This window comes from Leucobacter sp. wl10, assembly GCF_003569785.1.
Lineage (GTDB): Bacteria > Actinomycetota > Actinomycetes > Actinomycetales > Microbacteriaceae > Leucobacter.
The window spans coordinates 21,169-44,641 of sequence record NZ_KZ983989.1 but is presented as its reverse complement, the minus strand read 5'-3'; the positions used below and the strand labels follow the sequence as shown (position 1 = coordinate 44,641).

At 71.3% G+C, this 23,473-nt stretch carries 23 protein-coding genes and 1 pseudogene; 19 read left to right on the top strand and 5 right to left on the bottom strand.

Going from position 1 to position 23,473, the window contains the following annotated elements; all coding sequences use genetic code 11:
* Positions 1 to 9 precede the first annotated feature (9 nt).
* On the top strand, positions 10 to 1,017 hold the full coding sequence (gene holA / locus D1J51_RS03990; RefSeq protein ID WP_119073900.1) for a DNA polymerase III subunit delta: 1,008 nt from the start codon (positions 10 to 12) through the stop codon (positions 1,015 to 1,017).
* Positions 1,018 to 1,068: 51 nt separating this feature from the next.
* On the opposite strand, the gene rpsT is transcribed toward holA, so the two are convergent.
* Together rpsT and D1J51_RS03980 are read right to left on the bottom strand one after the other, a co-directional pair.
* Positions 1,069 to 1,329 (bottom strand): 30S ribosomal protein S20, encoded by a 261-nt coding sequence (gene rpsT, locus D1J51_RS03985; protein ID WP_119073899.1) that lies wholly within the window; start codon positions 1,327 to 1,329, stop codon positions 1,069 to 1,071.
* A gap of 164 nt (positions 1,330 to 1,493) precedes the next feature.
* Entirely contained in the window at positions 1,494 to 2,342 is an 849-nt protein-coding gene (locus D1J51_RS03980) for an MOSC domain-containing protein (RefSeq protein ID WP_119073898.1), read from the bottom strand.
* A 79-nt stretch (positions 2,343 to 2,421) separates the two neighbouring features.
* Here D1J51_RS03980 and lepA point away from each other — a divergent pair, with 79 nt between their 5' ends.
* From lepA to D1J51_RS18305, 12 genes and pseudogenes are all read left to right on the top strand, one after another.
* The gene (gene lepA, locus D1J51_RS03975; protein ID WP_119073897.1) at positions 2,422 to 4,272 is read left to right on the top strand and encodes a translation elongation factor 4; all 1,851 of its coding nucleotides are present in this window, start codon (positions 2,422 to 2,424) and stop codon (positions 4,270 to 4,272) included.
* Complete coding sequence (locus tag D1J51_RS03970; protein ID WP_240422883.1) at positions 4,269 to 4,925, top strand: DUF1990 family protein; 657 nt, start codon at positions 4,269 to 4,271, stop codon at positions 4,923 to 4,925. Before lepA ends, D1J51_RS03970 begins: the two co-directional genes overlap by 4 nt.
* 6 nt (positions 4,926 to 4,931) lie before the next feature.
* Positions 4,932 to 6,170: a radical SAM family heme chaperone HemW gene (gene hemW, locus D1J51_RS03965; protein ID WP_119073896.1), complete on the top strand. Its 1,239-nt coding sequence runs from the start codon at positions 4,932 to 4,934 to the stop codon at positions 6,168 to 6,170.
* Positions 6,171 to 6,237: 67 nt separating this feature from the next.
* A complete protein-coding gene (gene hrcA / locus D1J51_RS03960) occupies positions 6,238 to 7,281 on the top strand; it encodes a heat-inducible transcriptional repressor HrcA (protein ID WP_119073895.1) in 1,044 nt (347 codons plus the stop codon).
* A gap of 53 nt (positions 7,282 to 7,334) precedes the next feature.
* Positions 7,335 to 8,435 (top strand): molecular chaperone DnaJ, encoded by a 1,101-nt coding sequence (gene dnaJ, locus D1J51_RS03955; RefSeq protein WP_119073894.1) that lies wholly within the window; start codon positions 7,335 to 7,337, stop codon positions 8,433 to 8,435.
* 4 nt (positions 8,436 to 8,439) lie between these two features.
* A complete protein-coding gene (locus D1J51_RS03950) occupies positions 8,440 to 9,198 on the top strand; it encodes a 16S rRNA (uracil(1498)-N(3))-methyltransferase (protein ID WP_119073893.1) in 759 nt (252 codons plus the stop codon).
* A 23-nt stretch (positions 9,199 to 9,221) separates the two neighbouring features.
* Entirely contained in the window at positions 9,222 to 9,572 is a 351-nt protein-coding gene (locus tag D1J51_RS03945) for a histidine triad nucleotide-binding protein (protein WP_119073892.1), read from the top strand.
* A 31-nt stretch (positions 9,573 to 9,603) separates the two neighbouring features.
* Entirely contained in the window at positions 9,604 to 10,602 is a 999-nt protein-coding gene (locus D1J51_RS03940) for a PhoH family protein (RefSeq protein WP_240422924.1), read from the top strand.
* Positions 10,599 to 11,060 carry an rRNA maturation RNase YbeY gene (gene ybeY, locus D1J51_RS03935; protein WP_119073890.1) on the top strand — a complete coding sequence of 154 codons (462 nt, stop codon included), beginning with the start codon at positions 10,599 to 10,601 and terminating at the stop codon, positions 11,058 to 11,060. Before D1J51_RS03940 ends, ybeY begins: the two co-directional genes overlap by 4 nt.
* Complete coding sequence (locus tag D1J51_RS03930) at positions 11,057 to 12,340, top strand: hemolysin family protein (protein ID WP_119073889.1); 1,284 nt, start codon at positions 11,057 to 11,059, stop codon at positions 12,338 to 12,340. Before ybeY ends, D1J51_RS03930 begins: the two co-directional genes overlap by 4 nt.
* The gene (gene era, locus D1J51_RS03925) at positions 12,337 to 13,290 is read left to right on the top strand and encodes a GTPase Era (protein ID WP_119073888.1); all 954 of its coding nucleotides are present in this window, start codon (positions 12,337 to 12,339) and stop codon (positions 13,288 to 13,290) included. The genes D1J51_RS03930 and era overlap by 4 nt, the downstream gene beginning before the upstream one ends.
* A gap of 21 nt (positions 13,291 to 13,311) precedes the next feature.
* Positions 13,312 to 13,608, top strand: a pseudogene (locus D1J51_RS18305) (isochorismatase family protein); the annotation flags it as partial.
* Between the two features lie 72 nt (positions 13,609 to 13,680).
* Here the strand turns inward: D1J51_RS18305 and D1J51_RS03915 are convergent.
* The 3 genes from D1J51_RS03915 to D1J51_RS03905 all read right to left on the bottom strand — a co-directional run bounded on the left by D1J51_RS03915 (position 13,681) and on the right by D1J51_RS03905 (position 16,310).
* Positions 13,681 to 14,031 carry a PIN domain-containing protein gene (locus tag D1J51_RS03915; protein WP_240422922.1) on the bottom strand — a complete coding sequence of 117 codons (351 nt, stop codon included), beginning with the start codon at positions 14,029 to 14,031 and terminating at the stop codon, positions 13,681 to 13,683.
* 59 nt (positions 14,032 to 14,090) lie between these two features.
* Positions 14,091 to 14,345, bottom strand: a complete 255-nt coding sequence (locus D1J51_RS18615) for a type II toxin-antitoxin system Phd/YefM family antitoxin (RefSeq protein WP_119073886.1) — start codon at positions 14,343 to 14,345, stop codon at positions 14,091 to 14,093.
* A 150-nt stretch (positions 14,346 to 14,495) separates the two neighbouring features.
* Positions 14,496 to 16,310 (bottom strand): DUF2207 domain-containing protein, encoded by a 1,815-nt coding sequence (locus D1J51_RS03905; protein WP_119074070.1) that lies wholly within the window; start codon positions 16,308 to 16,310, stop codon positions 14,496 to 14,498.
* Between the two features lie 199 nt (positions 16,311 to 16,509).
* Between D1J51_RS03905 and leuA the strand changes: the two genes are divergently transcribed.
* The 6 genes from leuA (at position 16,510) to secF (ending at position 23,458) form a co-directional block, all read left to right on the top strand.
* Positions 16,510 to 18,276, top strand: coding sequence for a 2-isopropylmalate synthase (gene leuA, locus D1J51_RS03900; RefSeq protein WP_119073885.1), 1,767 nt, complete (start codon positions 16,510 to 16,512; stop codon positions 18,274 to 18,276).
* A 78-nt stretch (positions 18,277 to 18,354) separates the two neighbouring features.
* A complete protein-coding gene (gene ruvA, locus D1J51_RS03895) occupies positions 18,355 to 18,981 on the top strand; it encodes a Holliday junction branch migration protein RuvA (protein WP_119073884.1) in 627 nt (208 codons plus the stop codon).
* Positions 18,978 to 19,997: a Holliday junction branch migration DNA helicase RuvB gene (ruvB, locus tag D1J51_RS03890; protein ID WP_119073883.1), complete on the top strand. Its 1,020-nt coding sequence runs from the start codon at positions 18,978 to 18,980 to the stop codon at positions 19,995 to 19,997. The genes ruvA and ruvB overlap by 4 nt, the downstream gene beginning before the upstream one ends.
* A gap of 139 nt (positions 19,998 to 20,136) precedes the next feature.
* A complete protein-coding gene (gene yajC, locus D1J51_RS03885; protein WP_240422881.1) occupies positions 20,137 to 20,640 on the top strand; it encodes a preprotein translocase subunit YajC in 504 nt (167 codons plus the stop codon).
* Positions 20,641 to 20,703: 63 nt separating this feature from the next.
* Positions 20,704 to 22,431, top strand: a complete 1,728-nt coding sequence (secD, locus tag D1J51_RS03880; protein ID WP_119073882.1) for a protein translocase subunit SecD — start codon at positions 20,704 to 20,706, stop codon at positions 22,429 to 22,431.
* 1 nt (position 22,432) lies between these two features.
* A complete protein-coding gene (gene secF, locus D1J51_RS03875) occupies positions 22,433 to 23,458 on the top strand; it encodes a protein translocase subunit SecF (protein ID WP_119073881.1) in 1,026 nt (341 codons plus the stop codon).
* The last annotated feature ends 15 nt before the right edge of the window (positions 23,459 to 23,473 follow it).

The window sequence follows — 23,473 nt, the reverse complement described above, 5'->3', positions numbered from 1 at the left end:
GGTTGAGGGGTGGCAGCAGCACGAGGAGCGAAGAGCAGGATCCCGCAGCTCGACTGGAGCGAGGCCCGCCCGGCGCCGGTGGTGCTCGTGAGCGGGCCGGAGGGCTTCCTTGCCGACCGCGCGAGCCAGGCGATCCGCGATGCGCTGAAGGGCGAGCACAGCGACCTCGAGGTGCACGACGTCGACGCCGCGAGCTACACCGCCGGCGAGCTGTTCACCATCGCGAGCCCGTCGCTCTTCGCCGAGCCTCGCCTCATCCGAGTCGAGGGCGTCGAGAAGTGCTCCGACGCGTTCCTCGAGGACGCGAAGCGCTACGTCGCCGGGCCGGCCGACGACACGACCCTCGTGCTGCGGCACGGCGGCGGACAGCGCGGCAAGGCGCTGCTCGACCTCGTGCGGGGCGGGGCGGGCAGCGGCATCGAGGTCGTCTGCCCCGAGGTGAAGAGGGACCAGGATCGGCTGGCCTTCGCCCAGGCCGAGTTCCGGCGTCTGGGGGCGCAGATCACCCCCGGCGGGCTGCGCATGATCGTCGCGGCCTACTCGGGCGGCATCGGCGAGCTCGCCGGAGCCTGCGAGCAGCTGGTGTCGGACGCGGGCTCGCGCCTCACGGAGGAGGAGGTGAACCGCGCGACGGAGGGCCGTGTCGAGACGAGCGCCTTCAAGGTCGCCGACGCCGCGACGGCGGGCCGGGCGGCCGATGCGCTCGTGCTGCTGCGCCAGGCGCTCTCGACGGGCACCGATCCGATCCCGATGCTCGCGGCGCTCAACATGAAGCTGCGCGCGATGGCGCGGGTGTACGGCGCGCGCGGGTCGAGCGGGCAGCTGGCGAGGGAGCTGGGGATGGCGCCGTGGCAGGTCGATCGCGCGCTGCGCGAGGTTCGGGGCTGGCGCGAGGAGGATCTGGCGAGGTGCATCGATCTCGCCGCCGAGACCGAGTGGCTCTTGAAGGGCGGCAGCAGGGATCCCGAGTACGCCCTCGAGAAGTACCTGCTCTTCGTCGCGCGGAAGGGGCGCTAGAACGCGAGAAGCCCCGCCGAGGCGGGGCTTCTTCGGTCTGCGGGGGCGGGCTCAGAGCGCCGCGACCTGCACGGCGAGCTTCGACTTGCGGTTCGCCGCCTGGTTCTTGTGGATGACGCCCTTGGAGACGGCCTTGTCGAGCTTCTTGCCGGCGGCGGCCAGCTTGGCCTCGGCGGCGGCCCTGTCGCCCGAGGCGATGGCCTCGCGGGTCGCGCGCACGACGGTGCGCAGCTCGCTCTTGTACGCCCTGTTGCGCTCGGTCGCCTTGCGGTTGGTCTTGATGCGCTTGATCTGCGACTTGATGTTTGCCACGTTGAGTTGTGTCCTTAGAAAAGGTAGAGGTTGACGGGTTGTTCCGCTCGGCGAGAGAGGGCGCCTCGCGGCATGTGCGGATGTGATCCACACGCAAGCCAAGAATCGATCCTAGCAGATTCTCGTGCCGCGGCACAGTGCGCACGGTCGCCGAGCCGTCCGGCTCACAGCGGCTCGACCTCGTCGCCGATCCGGATGGTCCCGAGCGGCTCGCCTCCCGAGCCTGGGAGGCGGTGCGCCGCCGACCCCTCCGGGAGCAGCAGCCGTCCGAGCGTCGGCTCCGACTGGCCGATGCGCTGCGTGAGCGTCGTGAGCACGCGCGCGTCGCGCACCCCCGTGTCGGGGTTCGCGTGGGTCGCGAGGCAGCGCACGATCGGGCCCTCCGCGAGGAACACGAGGTCGCCGATCCGCACCCGCCCCGTCCAGCCGAGCTCCGCCCACGCCTCGACGCCGTCGATGACGACGTTCGAGCGGAACCGGCGGTCGTCGACCGGGAACCCGAGCGCTGCGCCCAGCGCGTCCACGCTCGCGCTGCCGTGCACCGACACGAAGCCCCGCGGCCGATCCTGGAAGCGGGAGCGCACGCCGTCGCCGACGAGGACGAGCGGCAGGCGGCCCGGGCGCCGCAGACGCGACCCCTCCCGCGTGCCGAGCACGAAGTCGGTGACCGCGCGCACGATCCGCTCCCGGCCCTCGGGGTCGAGCCCCGCCTCCACGAGCGTTCCGCCCGAGGAGCCCGCCTCCGCAGCCTCCGAGACGCGCACTCGCAGCGCCGTCTCGTCGTACTCGAGCCGCAGGGCGGCGAGCGCCGGGAAGTCCTGCAGGGCGAGCCCCCTCGCCTTCGGCCAGTAGTCGAGCCCGTCGCGCCGCTCCGGGACCGCCGCGTCGGCGAAGCGGAAGGCGAGCACCCGGTCCCCGGCGATGCGGCCGTCGGCCTGCACCACGAGCCGTTCGGGGCGCTCGGGTGTGAACCCCTTCACGGGATAGCGGTAGAGGGCTGAGACCTGGGCCATGCAGCCATCCTCGCAGAACCGCGTGGGGGCGGGCGGCTTCGCGCGTGAGCGCAGGCGCGCTGTGGAATACTTGACGGCAATGTCTCCTCGCAGTGTGAACCCACCCGTGCCGGCGTTGACCGAGCCCGCGCAGATCCGCAACTTCTGCATCATCGCGCACATCGATCACGGCAAGTCGACGCTCGCCGACCGCATGCTGCAGGTCACCGGGACGGTGCCCGAGCGCGAGATGCGCGCGCAGTACCTCGACCGCATGGACATCGAGCGCGAGCGCGGCATCACGATCAAGTCGCAGGCCGTGCGCATGCACTGGCGGGCCGAGGGCGGCGAGTACGCCCTCAACATGATCGACACCCCGGGGCACGTCGACTTCAGCTACGAGGTCTCGCGCTCCCTCGCGGCGTGCGAGGGAGCGATCCTGCTCGTCGACGCCGCGCAGGGCATCGAGGCGCAGACGCTCGCCAACCTCTACCTGGCGATGGAGAACGACCTCGAGATCATCCCCGTGCTCAACAAGATCGACCTGCCCGCCGCCGACCCCGAGCGGGTGGCCGGCGAGATCGCGGACCTCATCGGAGGCGACCCCGACGACATCCTGAAGGTCTCGGGCAAGACGGGCGCGGGCGTCGAGGAGCTGCTGGACCGCGTGGTCGAGCGGATCCCGGCACCCGTCGGGCGGGCCGACGCTCCGGCGCGGGCCATGATCTTCGACTCCGTCTACGACCCCTACCGCGGCGTCGTCACCTACGTGCGCATGGTCGACGGCAGGCTGAGCCCGCGCGAGAGGATCCAGATGATGTCGACGGGCGCCGAGCACGAGGCGCTCGAGATCGGCGTGTCGTCGCCCGAGCCGGTGGCCGCGAAGGGTCTCGCCGTGGGCGAGGTGGGCTACCTCATCACGGGGGTGAAGGACGTGCGCCAGTCGAAGGTGGGCGACACCGTCACCGGCAAGCAGCGCCCCGCGACCGAGGCGCTGCCCGGCTACACCGACCCCAAGCCCATGGTGTTCTCCGGCCTTTACCCGCTCGACGGCAGCGACTACCCGATCCTGCGCGAGGCGCTCGACAAGCTCAAGCTCTCGGACGCCGCGCTGCAGTACGAGCCCGAGACCTCGGTGGCGCTGGGGTTCGGCTTCCGCTGCGGCTTCCTCGGCCTGCTGCACCTCGAGATCGTCTCCGAGCGCCTGCGCCGCGAGTTCGACCTCGACCTCATCGCGACCGCGCCGAGCGTGATCTACCGGGTCACCGCGGACGACGGCAGGGAGATCACCGTCACCAACCCCTCCGAGTACCCCGACGGCAAGATCGCGAGCGTGCGCGAGCCCGTCGTGAAGACCGCGATCCTCGCCCCCAAGGACTACGTGGGCGCCATCATGGAGCTCTGCCAGAGCCGACGCGGCAGCCTCCTGGGAATGGAGTACCTCGGCGAGCGCGTCGAGCTGCGCTACAGCATGCCGCTCGGCGAGATCGTGTTCGACTTCTTCGACCACCTCAAGAGCCGCACCCAGGGCTACGCGAGCCTCGACTACGAGCCGATGGGCGAGCAGGAGGCCGACCTGGTCAAGGTCGACATCCTGCTGCAGGGCGACAAGGTCGACGCGTTCAGCGCGATCGTGCACCGCGACAACGCCTACCACTACGGCACCATGATGGCCGAGCGGCTGCGCAAGCTGATCCCGCGGCAGCAGTTCGAGGTGCCGATCCAGGCGGCGATCGGTGCGCGCGTCATCGCCCGTGAGACCATCCGGGCGATCCGCAAGGACGTGCTCGCCAAATGCTACGGCGGCGACATCAGCCGCAAGCGCAAGCTGCTCGAGAAGCAGAAGGAGGGCAAGAAGCGCATGAAGATGGTCGGCCGGGTCGAGGTGCCGCAGGAGGCGTTCATCGCCGCCCTCTCCGGCGACGTCGAGGGCAAGGAGGCGAAGAAATGAGCAAGCGGGAGCAGCCCAAGCGCTCGAGCCACGTCGAGATGCCCGTCGCGTACGCGGCGGTGGGGGCGTCGAAGCTGCCCGATCTCATGCGCTTCCCGCCCGAGGGGAGCACGCCGTACGAGGAGGAGCTGCGCCTCGGCAGCGGTCAGGAGCGTTTCCTGCTGGCCTCGAACCTGCTGATGACGTGGGGCGCGCAGCGCGGCGGCGGCGTGAGCGTCGAGGAGGTCGTGCGCGGGCCGGGCGCCCTGTACGCCGGGCCCAGCTTCGGCGACGACGGCACGCCGGAGGCCGCCGAGTCGGTCGAGGAGCACTTCGGGCCCGACGGCGAACCGTACCTCGTCGCGGGCACGACCGCGACGCTGCGCGCAGAGGGGCGGGAGCCCCGCGGCGTCCTGGTCGTCTACACCGTCGACGAGGATCGCCGCGTGGGGTTCGCCTGGGGCACGAGCGACGAGAACGGCGCCGTGGGCGAGCAGCTCTTCGTGGTCGAGCACCGCGACGACGACACCGTGTGGGCGATCGCGCGCGGCTTCCTCTTCGCGCCGAAGAGCGGACTGCTCGGCGTGAAGGGGCGCTCGGCGATCCGCACCGCCATCGACGCCGCGACGGAGCAGCTCGCCGCGCTCGCCCCCGGCGCGCAGCCCGCGGCCTGACCCGCGATGCCGAGCGCTCTTCCCGACGGCGATCCGGCCCCTGCCGACGGCGCGCTGCCGGCGAGCGCCGCGGCCGGGGCGCGGGATCGCCGCTTCGGCGTGTACGTGCACGTGCCGTACTGCCGGGTGCGCTGCGGTTACTGCGACTTCAACACCTACACGGCGAGCGAGCTCGGCGGCACCCGCCGCGACGACTACGCGGGCCAGGTGCAGCGGGAGCTGAGCTTCGGGGCCGACGTGCTGCGGCGCGCCGGGGTGCCGGATCGCCCGGTCTCGACCGTGTTCTTCGGCGGCGGCACGCCGACGCTGCTGCCCGCCGACGACCTGGCGGCGATGCTGGGCCGGATCCGCGGCGAGTGGGGGCTGGCCCCGGGGGCCGAGGTCACGACGGAGGCGAACCCCGACTCCGTCGACGCGGCGTACCTGCGGCGACTCGCCGAGGCGGGCTTCACGCGCGTCAGCTTCGGCATGCAGTCCGCCGTGCCGCACGTGCTGCGCACGCTCGACCGCACGCACACGCCCGAGCGGGTCCCGCTCGTGACCCGCTGGGCGCGCGAGGCCGGCCTGCAGGTGAGCGTCGACCTGATCTACGGCACGCCGGGGGAGAGCCTCGCCGACTGGGAGCGATCCATCGACGCCGCCCTCGCGACGGATCCCGACCACGTCTCGGCGTACGCGCTGATCGTCGAGCGGGGCACGAAGCTGGCGGCGCGCATCCGCCGCGGCGAGGTGCCGGAGCCCGACGAGGACCTGCACGCGGAGATGTACGAGCTGGCCGACGCGCGCCTCGCCGCGGCGGGGTTCGAGTGGTACGAGATCAGCAACTGGTCGCGCGGCCGCGGGACGCGCTCGCGCCACAATCTCTCGTACTGGACGGGGGAGGACTGGTGGGCCGCCGGCCCGGGGGCGCACAGCCACGTCGGCGGCGTGCGCTGGTGGAACGTGAAGCACCCCGGGGCCTACGCGCAGCGCATCGCGGCGGCCGTCTCCCCGGCGCACGCGCGGGAGCTGCTGAGCGACGAGGCCCGGCGGGAGGAGCGGGTCCTGCTCGAGACGAGGATCGCCGACGGCCTGCCCGCCGACGTGCTGACGCCCGTGGAGCGCCGGGCGATCCCGCCGCTCATCGCCGACGGCCTCATCGACGGCCGGGCCGCGATCGCCGCGCCCGGCCGCGCCGCGCGGGTCGTGCCCACGCTGCGCGGGCGGCTGCTCGCCGACACGGTGGTGCACCGGCTGCTCGGCTGACGGCGCGCTCCTGAGCCTGCGGTAGACTTGGCACTCGGAAGGATCGAGTGCCAGCAGAGGAGGGACGATGGTATCCGAGCGCAGCCTGGCGGTTCTGCACGCGATCGTGAGCGACTACGTCTCCTCCAACGAGCCCGTGGGGTCGAAGGCCATCGTCGACCGGCACAGCTTCGGCGTCTCGGCGGCCACGATCCGCAACGATATGGCCCTGCTCGAGGAGGACGAGCTGATCGCCCAGCCGCACACCTCGTCGGGGCGCGTGCCGACCGACAAGGGGTACCGTCTCTACGTCGACACCCTGGCGAAGATCCGCCCGCTCACGAGCGCCCAGCGGTCGGCGATCGAGCGCTTCCTCGGCGAGTCCGCCGGCCTCGACGACGTCATGGCGCGGACCGTGAGGCTGCTCGCCCAGCTCACCAACCAGGTGGCCGTGGCCCAGTACCCCTCGCTGCGGCGCACCGTGGTGCGGCACATCGACCTCGTCGCGGTCGGGGAGGATCGGGTGCTGTGCGTGCTGATCCTCGGCAGCGGCGTTGTCGAGCAGCAGGTGGCCTGGCTGCCGGCGTCGCGGGTCACCGAGGCCTGGGTGCACGGCCTGCGCGAGCGGATCGCGGACGCGGCCGTCGGCGCCGACGTCGAGACCGCGGTGGCCGCCGTCGCCGATCTCGAGGAGCGCATGCGCACCGTCGTGCGGGCCGACGAGGCCGACGTGGTGGGCAGCGTGCTCGAGGTGGTGCGCCGCCAGCTCCAGGCCAACCGCAGCGACCGCATCGCGGTCGCGGGGGCCGCGAACATCTCGCGCCCGGGCGAGTTCGGCGGCGCCCTGCCGCTGGTGCTGGAGGCGATCGAGGAGCAGGTGACCCTGCTGCGCCTCTTCGACGAGCTCGTGCAGGACGGGCGCGACGTCGCCGCCTCGATCGGCCGCGAGAACGAGGTGTACGGCCTCGCCGAGACCTCGGTGATCGCGTCCAACTACGAGGACGAGGGCACCCCCGTCTCGAAGCTCGGGGTGCTCGGCCCGCTGCGCATGGACTACGCGGGCAACATCGCCGCCGTCCGCGCCGTGGCGCGCTACCTCAACCGCCTGCTGGGCGAGGACCGGCAGGCCTGATCCGGCCCCGAACCAATCATTCCGACTACACCCCGTTTTGAGGAGCTGACACAGTGGCCGACCACTACGAGACCCTCGGCGTGCCGCGCGAGGCGACGGCCGAAGAGATCAAGAGGGCCTATCGGCGGCTCGCGCGCGAGCTGCACCCCGACGTGAATCCCAGCGAGGACGCGGCGGAGCGCTTCAAGGACGTGACGCACGCGTACGACGTGCTGAGCGATCCCGAGCAGCGCCAGCGCTACGACCTGGGCGGCGGGCAGGCCGGCATGGGCGGCTTCGGCGACATCTTCGAGACCTTCTTCGGCGGCGGCTTCGGCGGAGCCGGCCAGCGCGGCCCGCGCTCGCGCTCGGAGCGGGGCGACGACGCGATGATCCGCGTGGACGTGTCGCTCGAGGAGGTCATCTTCGGGGCGCACCGCGAGGTCGCCGTCAACACGGCCGTGCTCTGCGGCACGTGCCAGGGGAGCTGCTGCCAGCCGGGCACCCACCCGGTCACGTGCGATGTGTGCGGCGGCCAGGGCCAGGTGCAGCGGCAGGTGCGCTCGCTGTTCGGCAACGTCGTCACCATGCACCCGTGCGGCAGCTGCCAGGGGTACGGCACGGTCATCGAGCACCCCTGCGTGGAGTGCGGCGGCAAGGGGAGGGTGCGCGAGCGGCGTACGATCCCGATCGACGTGCCGTCCGGCATCGACACCGGCACGCGCCTGCAGATGCGGGGCGGCGGCGAGGTGGGCCCGGGCGGCGGGCCCAACGGCGACCTCTTCATCGAGTTCCGCGTGATGCACCACGACGTCTTCAGCCGCGACGGCAACGACCTGCTCTGCACCATGCAGCTCTCGATGACCGACGCGATCCTCGGCACCGAGGCGAAGCTCGCGGCGCTCGACGGAGAGGTGACCGTCTCGGTGGAGGCGGGCACGCAGTCCGGCGACGTGCTCACCGTGCGGGGCCGCGGCATCCAGGGGCTCCGCAGCACCACCCGCGGCGACCTGAAGATCGCGGTGCAGGTGGTCACGCCCACCAAGCTCTCGGGCCGGGAGAGGGATCTGGTGCGCCAGCTCGCCTCGCTGCGCGGCGACGACTCGCCGCACCTCGGCGAGTTCCAACAGGGCCTCTTCGGCAAGCTCCGCGACCGATTCTTCCGCCAGGGCTGAGGCGGTGGCGGGTCTCTACTACCGCGAGGACCTCCCGGACGGCGCCATCGTCGTCGGCGGGCTCGTCGCGGTGACGGGGGAGGAGGCGCGTCACGCGGTCCGCGTGAGCCGCCTGCGCGCGGGCGAGCGGATCGCGGTGGGCGACGGGCGCGGCGCGGTCGGCGAGGGCGTCGTCAACTCGGCTGAGAGGGACAGCTTCTCGGTGCGGATCGACGCGGTTCGGCGCGATCCCGAGCCCGCGCGGCGCCTTGTGCTCGCGCAGGCCCTCGCGAAGGGCGACCGCGACGAGCGGGCCGTGGAGCAGGCCACCGAGTTCGGCGTCGACGCGGTCGCGCCCTGGTCGGCCGCGCGCTCCGTGTCCCGGTGGGACGGCGGCGAGAAGGCCGCGAGGGGCGTCGCGAAGTGGGGGCGGATCGCGCGCGAGGCCTCGAAGCAGTCGCTCAGAGCCCGGATCCCCGACATCCGCGAGCCGCTCGACCTCGCCGGGCTGTGCGCGCTGGCCGCGCGGGAGGGCGTCGAGGCGCTCGCGCTGCACCCCCGCGCCGGGCGGCGGCTCACCGAGTGGGCGATGAGCGAGAGGGCGGGGATCGCGCGCGAACTCGTCGTCGTGGTCGGCCCGGAGGGCGGCTTCGCCGACGGGGAGCTCGACGCGCTCGAGGCCGCGGGCGCCCGGACCCTCGCGCTCGGCGAGACGGTGCTGCGCACCTCGTCGGCCGGGCCGGCCGCACTCGCGGTGCTGAACGCGGCGCTGGGACGCTGGTAGCCGCACCCGGTAGACTGGTGCGCATGGCAGCAGAGACCGTGTTCGGCAAGATCGTGGCCGGCGAGATCCCCGCCGATATCGTCGCGGAGACCGAACGGATCCTCGCGTTCCGCGACATCGCGCCCCAGGCCGCGGTGCACCTCGTCGTGATCCCCAAGACCGCCGAGTACGCGAACGTGACCGAGCTCGCTGCGGGCGATCCCGAGCTTCTCGCCGAGCTGGTCGCGGTCGCGAAGCGGCTCGCGGAGCAGTACGCGAACGGCGAGTACCGCCTCATCTTCAACAACGGCGCGAGCGCGGGGCAGACCGTGTTCCACGCGCACGCCCACGTGCTCGCCGGCGGCCTCGAGGAGCGATCGCTCGTTGGATCCTGAAGCCGAGACGCCCGAACTGCAGCGCACCGTGATGCTGACCGGGGTGGATCTCGCGTCCTTCCTCGGCCATCGGGATCAGCTCATCGCCGACCTGGAGGCGCAGCACCCCCGCGTCGGCTTCCACGCGCGGGACCAGGTGCTCACGATGCGCGGCCCGGCTGATGAGGTGCTCGCGGCGGAGGCGGTCGTGCGGGAGATCCTGCAGCTCGCGCGACTCGGCGGCGCGGTGTCGCGCCACGACGTGAAAGAGGTGACCCGCATGGTGCACGAGGGCAACGGGCCGACGGCCGCTCAGGTGCTCAGCGAGCCCATCCTCACGGTGCGCGGGCACGCGGTGCGCGCGCAGACCCGGGGGCAGCGGGCGTACGTCGACGCGATCGACGAGCACACGATCGTGTTCGGGATCGGCCCGGCGGGCACGGGCAAGACCTACCTGGCCATGGCGAAGGCCGTGCAGGCACTGCAGCGCCGCGAGGTGGCGAAGATCATCCTGACCCGCCCGGCCGTCGAGGCGGGCGAGCGGCTCGGGTACCTGCCCGGCACCCTCGAGGACAAGATCGATCCGTACCTGCGGCCCCTCTTCGACGCCGTCGGATCGATGATGGACCCGGACGTGGTGCCCAAGCTGCTCGCGAGCGGCACGATCGAGGTGGCGCCGCTCGCCTACATGCGCGGGCGCACGCTCAACGAGTCGTTCGTGATCCTCGACGAGGCGCAGAACACCACGCCCGAGCAGATGAAGATGTTCCTCACGCGCCTGGGGTACGGCTCCAAGATGGTGGTCACCGGGGACGTCACGCAGGCCGACCTGCCGATCGCCGCGAGCGGCCTGCGCGTGGTGAACCGCATCCTGCGCGGCGTCGAGGACATCCACTTCGCCGAGCTGGACTCCGACGACATCGTGCGGCACAATCTCGTGAGCCGCATCGTCGACGCCTACTCGGACTACGAGCGGAGCGGGCAGGAGCGGAGCGGGCAGGATCGGAGCGGGCAGGATCGGACCGCGCAGCAGAGGGGAGACGCACCGTGAGCGTCGAGGTCAACAACGAATCCGGCATCCGCATCGATGAGGCCCGGCTGCAGCGCCTCGCCGCCTTCGTGCTCGAGTCGCTGCACGTGCACCCCGACACCGAGCTCGGCGTGATGATGGTCGACGAGGCGGCGATCGAGCAGCTGCATGTGCAGTGGATGGACGAGCCCGGGCCCACCGACGTGCTGAGCTTTCCCATGGACGAGCTGCGGCCCGGCCGCGTCGACGCGCAGACGCCGGCGGGTCTGCTCGGTGACGTCGTGATCTGCCCGCAGGTGGCCGAGGCCCAGGCCGAGGCGGCCGGGCACGACCTCGCTCAGGAGATGTCGGTGCTGCTGACGCACGGCATGCTCCACCTGCTGGGCTTCGACCACGCGACCCCCGACGAGGAGGCCGAGATGTTCGGCCTGCAGCGGGACCTGCTGCTCGCCTTCGCCATGCACGAGCGATCCCGATGACCCTCGGCCTCGCACTGCTGCTGCTCGCCGCGGCCGGCGCGCTGATGGGTGTGGGCGGTCTGCTCGCGGCGGCCGACGCCGCGCTGAGCGTCCGATCCCGGGCAGAGCTGCTCGCACTCGCGGACGATTCGCCCCGCACGGGCCGCGCGATCCGCGCCATCGCCGAGGACGAGCCGGCGCACGTGAGCGCGCTGAGCTTCGCGCGCGTGTTCGCCGAGACGCTCTCGGCCGTGCTCATCACGCTCGTTGTGGCCTATTCGCTCCAGGCGCTCTGGCTCGAGCTCGTGCTCGCCACGCTCGTGATGACCGCGACGACCTTCGTGCTCGTGGGCTCGAGCCCGCGCACCGTGGGCATGCACCGGCCCGACGGCGTGATCCGCTTCTCGGCGCCGACCGTGCGCGCCCTCCGCGTGCTGCTCGGCCCGATCGCCATCGGCCTCGCGCGATTCGGCGACCGCGTCACCCCCGGCCGCGGATCCGGGCGCATCCGGGACGAGCAGCAGCTGCTCTCGATGGTGGACCAGGCCGCCGAGCACGCGCTGCTCGAGGACGACGACCGCGAGTACATCCACTCCCTCGTGCAGTTCGGCGACACGCTCGTGCGCGAGGTGATGATCCCGCGCATCGACATGGTCACGGTGTCGAGCGAGGACACGGTGCGCGCCGCGCTCGAGCAGCTGCTCGCGGCGCGCCACTCCCGCATCCCCGTGATCGCCGGCGAGGTCGACGACGTCGTCGGCATCGCCTACCTGCGCGACGCGAGCGGGTTCGTGCTGCGACGACCGGGCGAGGCGGAGATCGTTCCGGTGAGCCGCATCGCCAAGCCGGCCATGTTCGTGCCGGAGCTGCAGCGCGCCGACGAGCTGCTGCGCCACATGCAGCGCGAGTCGAACCACCTGGCGCTCGTCGTCGACGAGTACGGGGGCATCTCGGGGCTCGTGACCCTCGAGGACCTGATCGAGGAGCTGCTCGGCGACATCTCCGACGAGCACGACCGCGCGGTGCCCGAGGTGGAGCTGCGGGAGGACGGGGCGCTCCTCGTGAACGCGAGGCTCTCGGTCGAGCGGCTCGGCGAGCTGTTCGAGGTGGAGCTGGAGGACGACGAGGTGGACAGCGTCGGCGGGCTCGTCGCGAAGCACCTGGGACGGCTGCCCGAGACCGGCGACGCCGTGGTCGTGGGCGGCATCGAGCTGACCGCGGCCGACATGGAGCGGAAGCGGCAGCGCCTGCTCACCGTCGAGGCGCGCTGGGTCGGATACCGCGATGAGGAGGGCGAATGAGCGAGCAGCAGCCGGGCGCCGGCGCGGCCGAGGGATCCGGAACCGGGCCCGGGTTCCGCGCCGGATTCGTCTCCTTCGTCGGCCGGCCCAACGCGGGCAAGTCGACGCTCACGAACGCGCTCGTGGGCGAGAAGGTCGCCATCACGAGTCCCCAGCCGCAGACGACGCGGCGCGCGATCCGCGGCATCGTGCACCGCCCCGACGGCCAGCTCATCATCGTCGACACGCCGGGCATCCACCGGCCGCGCACCCTGCTCGGCGAGCGGCTCAACGCGCTCGTCGAGGCGACGCTCGGCGACGTCGACGTGATCGGCTTCTGCGTACCGGCGAACGAGAAGCTCGGTCCCGGAGACCGCTTCATCAACGAGCGGCTGGACGACTTTCCCCGGGCCAGGAAGGTGGCGATCCTGACGAAGGTCGACGGGGCCGCGAGGGGCGAGGTGATCGACCAGCTCGCCCGCCTCGGCGCGCTGCGCGAGTGGGACGCCGTGGTGCCCGTCTCCTCGATGACCCGGGATCGGCTCGACGTGCTCTCGGGCGTGCTGCTGGGTCTCATGCCCGAGTCGCCGCCCCTGTACGGGGACGCGCAGACGACCGATGAGAGCGAGGACGACCGCATCGCCGAGCTGATCAGGGAGGCGGCGCTCGAGGGCGCGCGCGAGGAGCTGCCGCACTCGCTCGCCGCGACCGTCGACGATCGCGAGGAGCGCGAGAGTCGGGACGGGCGGCCGGGCCTGCTGGAGATCTACGCCTCGATCTACGTCGAGCGCGACAGCCAGAAGGGCATCGTGATCGGCAGGGGCGGCGCGCGGCTGCGCGACGTCGGCGAGCGGGCGCGCCGTGAGATCGAGGCGCTGCTCGGCCGGCGCGTGTACCTGTCGTTGCGCGTGAAGGTGCTCAAGGAGTGGCAGCGGGACCCGAAGGCGCTGGGCAGGCTGGGCTTCGAGTAGGCCCCGGCCCGCGAAGAGAACATCGCGGCCCTCATCGTGCTCTGGCGCGACCGCTCCTGGCCGATCGTGTTCGTGCGACACGACTCGGCCGACCCGGAATCGCCGCTCGCGGTCGGCACGCCCGGCAACGCCTTCAAGGACATCATCACCGGAGAGCCCGATCTGCTGGTCGGCAAGACCGTGAACTCGAGCTTCCACGGCACCCCCGACCTGCACGCTTGGCTCCAACGGGAAGGCATCGAGCAGGTGGTCATATGCGGGATCACGACGAACCACTGCTGCGAGACGACCGCCCGCGTCGCAGGAAACCTCGGCTACGACACCGCTTTCGCCACCGTCACCACCACCTCGGCGCTCCTGGGAGGCGAGCGCCCCGGCGTGCAACGCGGTCTACCCCGGCGCGACGACCTCTATTCCGTGTGCGCGGGCAGCCTCGGCGAGCCTGATGTCGTACGTCAGCATCGCCGAAGCTTCGACTCCCAGCGCAGCGGCAAGGTGCAGCGCATCGAGACTGCCCAGGCCGAGTCGCGGGTACAGGCCGGCTTCGCGGAACTGCTCCCTCGTTAGCGGGGTCAGCGTCACGCCGTCGAGAACGGCGGTGATCAGCACCTGATCAATGCGGTAACGCACGCCGATTCGGCGGAGCTCGGTCTCGAGGAGATCGTTGGAGACGAGAGTCAGCCCTTCGTCCAGGTAGCCGCGCAGTCCATCCGACTCCCGCTCGTCGCTGATGAGCTTCACCGCCGCCGAGGTATCGAGATAGACCGCCTGCGCCGGCGCGGATACCGCGGTCGTACCCGTCACCGACGATCCTCGCGCTCGTCATCGACGATCTCGCTCACGGATCGACTGAGCGTGACCTTCGGGAGCGTCGACCAGCCACCGATTCGGCGTGCGGGCCGCGATACCGGGAATGGCAGCACCGGAGTCGCTACAGGGGTGAGATGCGCGACGACGACACCGCGGTTAGTCACCTCCATCGCCTCTCCAGCGGCGACACGGCGCAACACGTCAGCGGAGTTGTTGCGGAGTTCACGATGCGTGATCGTAGCCATACCGTCCGTGTAGCACGATCGGTAGCACGTCTGATTCTCACGCCATCGCCCGGCGCGCCGAACAGCGCACCGCGAGCGCAGCGGCGATTCCCGCCCCGCGTCTCGACGCCGCAGATCCGGGGGTGGGGGTGAGAGGGGTGGGCTCCGCGATCAGCGCCCGCCGCTGAAGCCGCCGCCACCGCCGCCGCCCGAGAAACCGCCCCCGCTCGACCCGCCCGAGCTGCTGGACGTGTAGCTGACGGACGAGTTGAGCGAGCTCGTGAACTGCGAGACGGTGCTGTCGAACGAAGCGATGCCGTGCGCCGCGACGGCCGGGTACCAGTACGGCACGTAGCCGGGGCTCTGCTCGTAGTGCACCGCCAGCGCGCGACTCCACTCCTTCTCGAGCTCGAAGAGCATCGCGTAGGGGAGCAGCTTCTCGTAGAGGTGGATCACGTTGACGGCGCCGTCCTCGAGGCGCTCCGCGCCCGAGTACGACTGCAGCATCTCGATGCGATCCGCCTCGGCGACCCGGATGAACTCGCGGACCCCCTCGAGGTACTCGCGGGTCTCGGCCCCCGCCGGGGTGTGCACCCGCTGGGGGGACACGGCGATGATCGACAGCACGAGCGCGACCGCCCCGGCGATCAGACCCACCACGGCGGCCGCGCCGCCGCGCTGGGAGAGGCCGATCAGGGAGAGCGCCGCGAGTGCGAGGGATCCCGCGATCCCGATGATGCCGAGCAGGCGACCCTGCGGGCTCTGCAGCCGCTGCAGGTATCCGCGTTCGCGGGCCTGCCCGACCCCGCTCGACTGCAGCTTCCGCATCTTCGAGGCGAACGACTCGCTCTGCTTCGGCACGGTGAACGTCTCGCCCGGCTCCGCCTCCGGGAAGAGCTGCAGCATGGTCTCGCGGTCGAGCGGATCGACGGCCCGCGCGGGATCGAGAAGCCGCAGCACGGGCCGCGGCTTCTTGTCTCCGAGGAGGCCCGGCTCCTCCGCGCCGTCCTCGATGCGCAGGGTACCGTTCACCGCGAGGTGCACGAGCTGCGCCGACGCGGCGTTCGACGTCGAGCCGATGATCGGCGCCGCGACGAGCGGCGGCAGCGAGGCCGGCACCTCGTACTGCGCCACGATCGTGCCGCGGGCGGTGCGGTGCCTGCGGCGCAGCGCGACCACTGAGAGGACGCCGGCCGCGCCGATCCCCAGTACCGCCGCCCCGCCGATGTACGGCAGCGTGTCGAAGGCGAAGTTGGGCAGGCGGGCCGGGGGCTGCACGACGCTGCCCGGATCCAGTCCGATCGCCACCGTCACGCCCTCGCGGGCGCCGAGCTGCGGAACCGAGACCGAGAGGGACCCGCCGGACGCGGTGATCGCGCACTCCCGGTCGGACCGGGCGGGGCCGGAGTAGCACCTCGCGTCGCCGTTCAGGCGCTCGGCCAGCCCGGGGGAGAACTCGATGGTCGCCGAGAACGCGTCGATCGGCTGAACGTGCTCGAAGTCGGTCAGATCCCAGTAGAACTCGTCGGCGGCGCCGTCGTCTCGCGCGAGGATCACGTCGCTCAGCGTGTAGCCGATGACGTAGGTCTGCACGCCGCGCACGTACCGATCGTCGCCGGTGAGCACGGAGACGAAGCCGCCCTCGCGCTCGACGTCGAAGGGGATCGGCGCACCCGTCTCATCGGTCACCGTGAAGTCGCGCGGATCGGTGGAAGAACCCTCGTAGTCGACCGGCAGCCCCCTCACCAGCCCTCGGTTCTGATCGAAGTCGGGGAACCGGGCGGTCAGCGTCTCGGTCACGCGGGCGACGGCCCGGCCCTCCTCGTCGACGTCGATCCGGTACTCCACCTCCCAGCTGTCGTAGCTGAAATCGGACACGTCGGCCGCGGCCGGCGCCGCGATGCCGAGACCGAGGATCGCCGCGGCACCGATCGCGATCCCGAGCCCTGCGAGGAACCGTGCGAGCGGACTGCGCTGCATTCTCATGCTCACCAGGGTAGTCGGGCCCGGACTCGGAGCCGCACTCGGGGCCCGCGTGCGCCGCGGCGGGGAGTGGTACAGTGGAGGCATGCTGTTCGGCTCGCTTCTCCTTAGCTGCCGCGACGAGTCCTAGTCTTCAGGCCTCCCTCGTCGCGGAGTTTCGTGTTGGCTGAACCCAGGACCCAGACGAGAAAGTTTCCGAGCCATGAAGAACACGCAGCAGCCCTCGGGCATGCCGATCCATCGCTACCGCCCGTATCACGAGATCATCGCCGTCGATCTCCCCGACCGGACCTGGCCCTCGAAGCGCATCGCCGAAGCGCCCCGCTGGTGCGCGGTCGACCTCCGCGACGGCAACCAGGCGCTCATCGACCCGATGAGCCCCGAGCGCAAGCGCATCATGTTCGATCTGCTCGTCAAGATGGGCTACAAGGAGATCGAGGTCGGCTTCCCCTCGGCCAGCCAGACCGACTTCGACTTCGTGCGCCAGCTCATCGAGGACGGCGCGATCCCCGACGACGTGACTATCCAGGTGCTCACCCAGGCGCGCGAGCACCTGATCACCCGCACCTACGAGTCGCTGATCGGCGCCAAACGGGCCATCGTGCACCTCTACAACTCGACGAGCGTGCTGCAGCGCGACGTCGTGTTCCGCGAGGACCGGGCGGGCATCAAGAGGATCGCCACCGACGGCGCGAGGCTCTGCCGCGCGAGCGAGCACATCTGCGAGGGCACCGAGATCTACTACGAGTACTCGCCCGAGTCGTACACGGGCACCGAGTTGGAGTACGCCGTCGAGGTCTGCAACGACGTGCTCGAGATCTTCGAGCCGACCCCCGAGCGCAAGGTGATCGTCAACCTGCCGGCCACGGTCGAGATGGCCACGCCCAACGTCTACGCCGACTCGATCGAGTGGATGAGCCGGCGCCTGAATCACCGAGAGAACGTGATCCTGTCGCTGCACCCGCACAACGACCGCGGCACGGCGGTCGCCGCTGCCGAGCTCGGGTACATGGCGGGGGCGGATCGGATCGAGGGCTGCCTCTTCGGCAACGGCGAGCGCACGGGCAACGTCGACCTGGTCGCGCTGGGCATCAACCTGTTCACGCAGGGCATCGACCCGCAGATCGACTTCTCGCGCCTCGACGAGGTGCGCCGCACGGCCGAGTACTGCAATCAGCTGCGGGTGCCCGAGCGCAGCCCGTGGGCCGGCGATCTCGTCTACACCGCGTTCTCGGGGTCGCACCAGGACGCCATCAAGAAGGGCTTCGAGCGCATGGCGGCCGATGCCGAGGCCGCGGGCAGGCCGATCGACGAGATCGAGTGGGCCGTGCCCTACCTGCCCGTCGATCCGAAGGATCTGGGCCGCTCCTACGAGGCCGTGATCCGCGTCAACTCGCAGTCGGGCAAGGGCGGCGTCGCCTACCTGCTGAAGAACGACCACCACCTCGACCTGCCGCGGCGCCTGCAGATCGAGTTCAGCGCCGTGGTGCAGAGCGTCACCGACAGCGAGGGCGGCGAGGTCTCGAGCGACGAGATCTGGCGCATCTTCCAGGACGAGTACCTGCCGACGACCGGCGGCGGCTTCGAGCAGTGGGGCCGGTACGAGCTCTTCCGCACCTCGGCCACCAGCGCGGGCGACGGCGTGACGGAGCTCATCGTCGACTACCGCGACGGCGAGGGCGAGCACCAGATCACGGGACGCGGCAACGGGCCGGTCGACGCGTTCATCACGGCGATCAACGAGAACGGGCACGCCGTCACGCTCTTCGACTACGTGGAGCACGCGATGAGCGCGGGCGGCGACGCCGTCGCGGCGGCGTACGTCGACCTCGAGGTCGACGGGCAGCGGCTGTGGGGCGTGGGTATCGACCCCGACACCACCCGGGCCACGCTCAAGGCGATCGTCTCCTCGGTGAACCGGGCCGTTCGCTCGCGGTGGGCGCGGGAGGCGGTGGCGGCGAGCGCCTGAGGCGGGTGTTCGTAGTTTTGTTCGAACGGCCGGAGTGGCGCGGGTCCGCGCGTCGGAGGTTCGCTCTAGGGTGAGTGTGTGATTGCTTCGATTCGCGGGCCCGTGCTCGCCTCCGGTGCAGGTTGGGTCGTCTTGGGCGTCGGCGGGGTCGGCATGCGCGTGGAGGTGCCGAGCGGCCGGGTGTCCCAGGCGGTGCCGGGCGACGAGATCGACCTGCGCACCTCGCTCGTCGTGCGCGAGGACTCGCTGACGCTCTTCGGCTTCGCCACCCAGGACGAGCTGGACGTGTTCGGCCACCTCATCGCCGTGTCCGGAGTGGGGCCGCGCAGCGCCCTCGGGGTGCTCTCGGCGCTCGCCCCGTCCGACGTGGCGCGCGCGGTGGCGGCCGAGGACGAGAAGCCGTTCCGCAGGGTCTCCGGCATCGGGCCCAAGACGGCGAAGCTGATCGTCGTCTCGCTCGCGGGCAAGCTGTCCGAGCTCGGGCTCGCCGCTGCCGGGGGCGCTGGACCGGCCGACGACGAGGATCCCGCGCGGCTCGCGGCGGAGGCGGTGCGCGACGGCCTCGTCGGCCTCGGCTGGAGCGAGCCCGACGCCTGGCAGGCGGTGCAGGATGCGCGCGAAGCGGGCGCTCCGGCGGAGCACTCGGCCCTGCTGCGCGCGGCGCTCGCGCTGCTGCAGGCGGCCCGCGGCGGGGCGAAGCGATGACGGGGGAGCTCTCGCCGCAGGCCGCGCCCTCCGAGCAGGGGTACGAGGGCGCGCTGCGCCCGGCCACCCTCGCGGAGTTCGTCGGCCAGTCGAAGGTGCGACGGCAGCTCGGGCTGCTGCTGAACGCCGCGACGATGCGGCAGCACGCCCCGGACCACATCCTGCTGGCGGGACCGCCCGGTCTCGGCAAGACCACGCTGTCGATGATCGTCGCGGCCGAGCTCGACAAGCCCCTGCACCAGACGTCGGGGCCCGCGATCCAGCACGCGGGCGATCTGGCGGCGGTGCTCTCGGCGCTGACGCCGGGCGAGGTGCTCTTCGTCGACGAGATCCACCGCATGGCGCGCAGCGCCGAGGAGATGCTCTACCTCGCGATGGAGGACTTCAAGGTCGACATCATGGTCGGCAAAGGCGCGGGCGCCACGTCGGTGCCGCTCGAGCTCGCACCGTTCACCCTGGTGGGCGCGACCACGAGGGCCGGCCTGCTGCCGAACCCGCTGCGCGACCGCTTCGGCTTCACCGCCCACCTCGAGTTCTACTCGGACGACGAGCTCGTCAGCGTGGTGCGCCGAGCGGCCGGCCTGCTCGGCTTCGCGCTGTCGGAGCAGGGCGTCGCCGAGATCGCGCGGAGATCCCGCGGCACGCCGCGCATCGCCAACCGGCTGCTGCGCCGCGTGCGCGACTACAGCCTGGTGCACGAGACGCCCGGGGACACCGAGAGCGTGCGGGCCGCACTGTTGCTGTACGACGTGGATCAGCACGGTCTCGACCGTCTCGATCGGGAGGTGCTGCGCGCGGTGGTGGAGCGCTTCGGCGGCGGCCCGGTCGGCCTCTCGACGCTCGCGGTCTCGGTGGGCGAGGAGGCGGAGACGATCGAGGCCGTCGTCGAGCCGTTCCTGGTGCGAGCGGGACTGCTCACGCGGACGCCGCGGGGTCGCGTGGCGACCCGGCTCGGCTGGGATCACGTGGGGCTGGCTCCTCCGCCGGTGCAGGGGGGGCCGCCGACGCTGCTGTGACGCGTCCGGGTGGACGCGATTCATCGGATGGATCCCGTTTTCTCGGCCTGGCTGCAGGGGCTCCCAGTCTGGGCGCGGTACACTTCTCAGATCTGTGCCCTTCGCATACGCACGCGCACGCCCATCGAAAGGACCACCGTTGGACCCGATCACCATTGTGATGTTCGCGCTGATCGCGCTGCTGATCTTCTTCATGTTCCGCAACGGCAAGAAGCGGCAGGCCGCGATGCAGGAGCTGCAGAACGGACTGCGCCCCGGAGCCGAGGTGATGCTGCAGGCCGGCATCTTCGGGACGATCGACTCGATCGATGAGGCCGAGAACCGCGTGACGCTGACGAGCGGCGGCAGCACCTTCGTCGTGCACCGCAACGCGGTGTCGCAGATCGTCACCCCGAGCGATGCCCCCGAGGATGAGCCGGCGGACGCGGCGCTCGCACCGGACGACGACCCGGCGTTCGGCGAGCGCGTCGCGAACGGCTCGGTCGAGAACAGCTCGGTCGAGAACGGCTCGGTCGAGAACGGCGACGCCCCGCCCCAGGAGTCCCGCGATGGCGACCATCCCGAGCAGCCCGGCGCCGAGGAGCCCGGCACCGAGCAGCCCGGCACCGAGGAACGCGGCGACGGGCCGGCCCCCAGGGCCTGACCCGGTCCTCGCGGGGCATCCCGCGACCTCATCGTCTCCGTTCCAGAGAGAAAGCAGTCAGTCTTGGCGTCCACACCCGCCGTACACAGGGCCCGCCGTTCCCTCGTGTTCCTGTTGGTCATCCTCGCCGCCCTCGCGGGCGTGATCACGCTGGGCGTGTTCCGCGGCGACGCGACCTGGACGCCGAAGCTCGCGCTCGACCTGCAGGGCGGCACGCAGATCCTGCTCGCCGCCGAGCAGACCGACGGCCAGGCGGTCGGCGGCGAGCAGCTGCAGCAGGCCGTGTCGATCATCCGGCAGCGCGTGGACGCGGCGGGGGTGTCGGAGGCCGAGATCACCACGCAGGGCAGCCAGAACATCTCGGTGTCGATCCCCGGCAAGGCCGACGAGGCGACGCTGCAGCGCATCGAGGCCTCCGCGAAGCTCGACTTCCGTCCGGTGCTCGCCACGGCGCCCGCTGCGGCCCCTCAGAATCCGGCGGGCGGGGATCCCGCCGCCGGGAGCGACGGGACGGCCCCGACAGGGGATCCAGGCCCGGTCGATCCTGATCCGCTTCCCAAGGGAGCCGGGGATCCCGCGTGGATCACCCCGGCGCTGCAGCAGCAGTTCGACGCGTTCACCTGCGGCTCGAACGCCGCGCTCGACACCCGCGACCGGCCGGCCGACCGTCCGCTCATCACCTGCGACGACTCGGGAGCCGCGAAGTACGTGCTCGGTCCCGTCGAGCTGAGCGGCGACGTCATCACCGACGCCAGCGCCCAGATGGCCTCCACCCAGTCCGGCGCGACGACCGGCGGGTGGGTGGTGCAGATCACCATGAACCAGAAGGGCGCCGATGCGTTCGGCAAGATCAGCACCCGTCTGTACGGCGCTCAGGCGCCCCAGAACCAGTTCGCGTTCGTGCTCGACGGCAGCGTGCTGTCGGCCCCGACCATGCAGGGGCAGATCCTCGACGGCCGCCCGTCGATCAGCGGCAACTTCACGCAGGAGTCCGCGCAGGCGCTCGCGGATCAGCTGAAGTTCGGCGCACTCCCCATCGACTTCACGGTGCAGAGCCAGGAGGACATCTCGGCCACGCTCGGCACCAGCCAGCTCGGCGCCGGCCTGCTCGCGGGCCTCATCGGCCTGCTGCTCGTGGTCGTGTACTCGCTGTTCCAGTACCGCGCGCTCGGCACGCTGACCATCGCGTCGCTCGTCATCGCGGGCGTGCTCACCTACCTGCTGCTGACCTTCTTCTCCTGGCGGCAGGGGTACCGCCTCTCGCTCGCGGGCGTCGCCGGCATCATCGTCGCGGTCGGCTTCACGGCCGACTCCTTCATCGTCTACTTCGAGCGCATCCGCGACGCCCTGCGCGACGGCTTCTCGATCGGGGCCGCGGTCGAGCACGGCTGGAAGCGGGCGTTCCGCACGGTGCTGGCCTCCGACGGCGTCAACTTCCTGGCGGCGCTCATCCTCTTCATCCTCGCCGTGGGCAACGTCAAGGGCTTCGCGTTCACCCTCGGCCTCACGACGCTCGTCGACGTGATCGTGGTCGCGCTCTTCACGCACCCCATGATGGCGCTGCTCGCCCGCACCCGCTTCTACCGCGAGGGCCACCCGGCCTCCGGGCTCGACCCGAAGCGCCTGGGAGCGGTGTACCGCGGCCGTGCGCAGTTCCGCGCTCCCGTCGTGACGGGCAAGAGCGCGGGCAGGAAGAACGCGCGCAGCCGGGGCGAGGCGGAGCGCCGTCAGACGATCGCCGAGCGCAAGGCGTCGGAGAACGCGGGCGCGACCGCCGGAAAGGAGAGCTGACATGGCTCGCTCATTCGCCGAGTTTGGCAACGCCCTCTACACCGGGGAGAAGTCGATCGACTTCATCGGCAGGCGCAAGACCTGGTACCTCATCTCGATCGTGCTCATCGTGCTCTCCATCGTCGGTCCGGCGCTGCGCGGCGGATTCGCCTTCGGGATCGAGTTCACGGGCGGCAGCCAGTTCCAGGTGCAGCTCCCGAACGGGCAGGACCGCGACCTCGCGGTCGCCGAGGACGCCGTTGCGGGGGTGCTGCCGGCGATCGCGCCGCGCGTCACTCAACTCGGCGCGAACGGGATCCGCGTGCAGACGGAGGCGCTGAAAAACGCCGAGAACCGCGAGGTCACCGCGGCGCTCGCGCAGGGCTACGGGGTGTCGGAGGACGAGGTCACCTACTCCTACATCGGCCCCGCGTGGGGCCAGGACATCACGAGGCAGGCGATCATCGCGCTCATCGTGTTCATCCTGTTCGCGGCACTCGTCATGGCGATCTACTTCCGCACCTGGAAGATGTCGCTCGCGGCCATCATCGCGCTCTTCCACGACCTCGTCATCACGGCGGGCATCTACGGCATCTCCGGCTTCGAGATCACCCCGGCGGCCATGATCGGCTTCCTCACGATCCTCGGATACTCGCTCTACGACACCGTCGTGGTCTTCGACAAGATCCGCGAGAACACGGCTCCGGGCGAGTTGAACGACCGGCGCACCTTCGCGGAGTCGGTCAACCTCGGCGTCAATCAGACGCTGGTGCGATCGATCAACACCTCGGTGGTCGCGCTGCTGCCGGTCGGCTCGATCCTCTTCATCGGCGCGTTCGTGCTCGGCGCGGGCACGCTGCGGGACATCTCGCTGGCGCTCTTCATCGGGATCATGGTCGGCGCCTACTCGACCATCTTCATCGCGGCGCCCGCCTACGCGCACCTGCGCCAGGGCGACGCGGCGGTCAAGCGTCACGACGAGAGGGTGCTGCGGGCGCGGGGGACGAGGAGCGCGCCGGCGGATACGGAAGCGGCCGCCGAGGTCTGATCCGGATCCGCAATC

Excerpts from the sequence above, each read along its gene's own strand:
- era (WP_119073888.1), top strand. The coding sequence starts at position 12,337 with ATGAGCGAGCAGCAGCCGGGCGCCGGCGCGGCCGAGGGATCCGGAACC.
- D1J51_RS03930 (WP_119073889.1), top strand. The coding sequence starts at position 11,057 with ATGACCCTCGGCCTCGCACTGCTGCTGCTCGCCGCGGCCGGCGCGCTG.
- ruvB (WP_119073883.1), top strand. The coding sequence starts at position 18,978 with ATGACGGGGGAGCTCTCGCCGCAGGCCGCGCCCTCCGAGCAGGGGTAC.
- D1J51_RS03905 (WP_119074070.1), bottom strand. The coding sequence starts at position 16,310 with ATGAGAATGCAGCGCAGTCCGCTCGCACGGTTCCTCGCAGGGCTCGGG.
- D1J51_RS03945 (WP_119073892.1), top strand. The coding sequence starts at position 9,222 with ATGGCAGCAGAGACCGTGTTCGGCAAGATCGTGGCCGGCGAGATCCCC.
- D1J51_RS18615 (WP_119073886.1), bottom strand. The coding sequence starts at position 14,345 with ATGGCTACGATCACGCATCGTGAACTCCGCAACAACTCCGCTGACGTG.
- hrcA (WP_119073895.1), top strand. The coding sequence starts at position 6,238 with ATGGTATCCGAGCGCAGCCTGGCGGTTCTGCACGCGATCGTGAGCGAC.
- D1J51_RS03940 (WP_240422924.1), top strand. The coding sequence starts at position 9,604 with ATGCTGACCGGGGTGGATCTCGCGTCCTTCCTCGGCCATCGGGATCAG.
- D1J51_RS03980 (WP_119073898.1), bottom strand. The coding sequence starts at position 2,342 with ATGGCCCAGGTCTCAGCCCTCTACCGCTATCCCGTGAAGGGGTTCACA.
- D1J51_RS03970 (WP_240422883.1), top strand. The coding sequence starts at position 4,269 with ATGAGCAAGCGGGAGCAGCCCAAGCGCTCGAGCCACGTCGAGATGCCC.
- leuA (WP_119073885.1), top strand. The coding sequence starts at position 16,510 with ATGAAGAACACGCAGCAGCCCTCGGGCATGCCGATCCATCGCTACCGC.
- lepA (WP_119073897.1), top strand. The coding sequence starts at position 2,422 with ATGTCTCCTCGCAGTGTGAACCCACCCGTGCCGGCGTTGACCGAGCCC.
- secF (WP_119073881.1), top strand. The coding sequence starts at position 22,433 with ATGGCTCGCTCATTCGCCGAGTTTGGCAACGCCCTCTACACCGGGGAG.
- hemW (WP_119073896.1), top strand. The coding sequence starts at position 4,932 with ATGCCGAGCGCTCTTCCCGACGGCGATCCGGCCCCTGCCGACGGCGCG.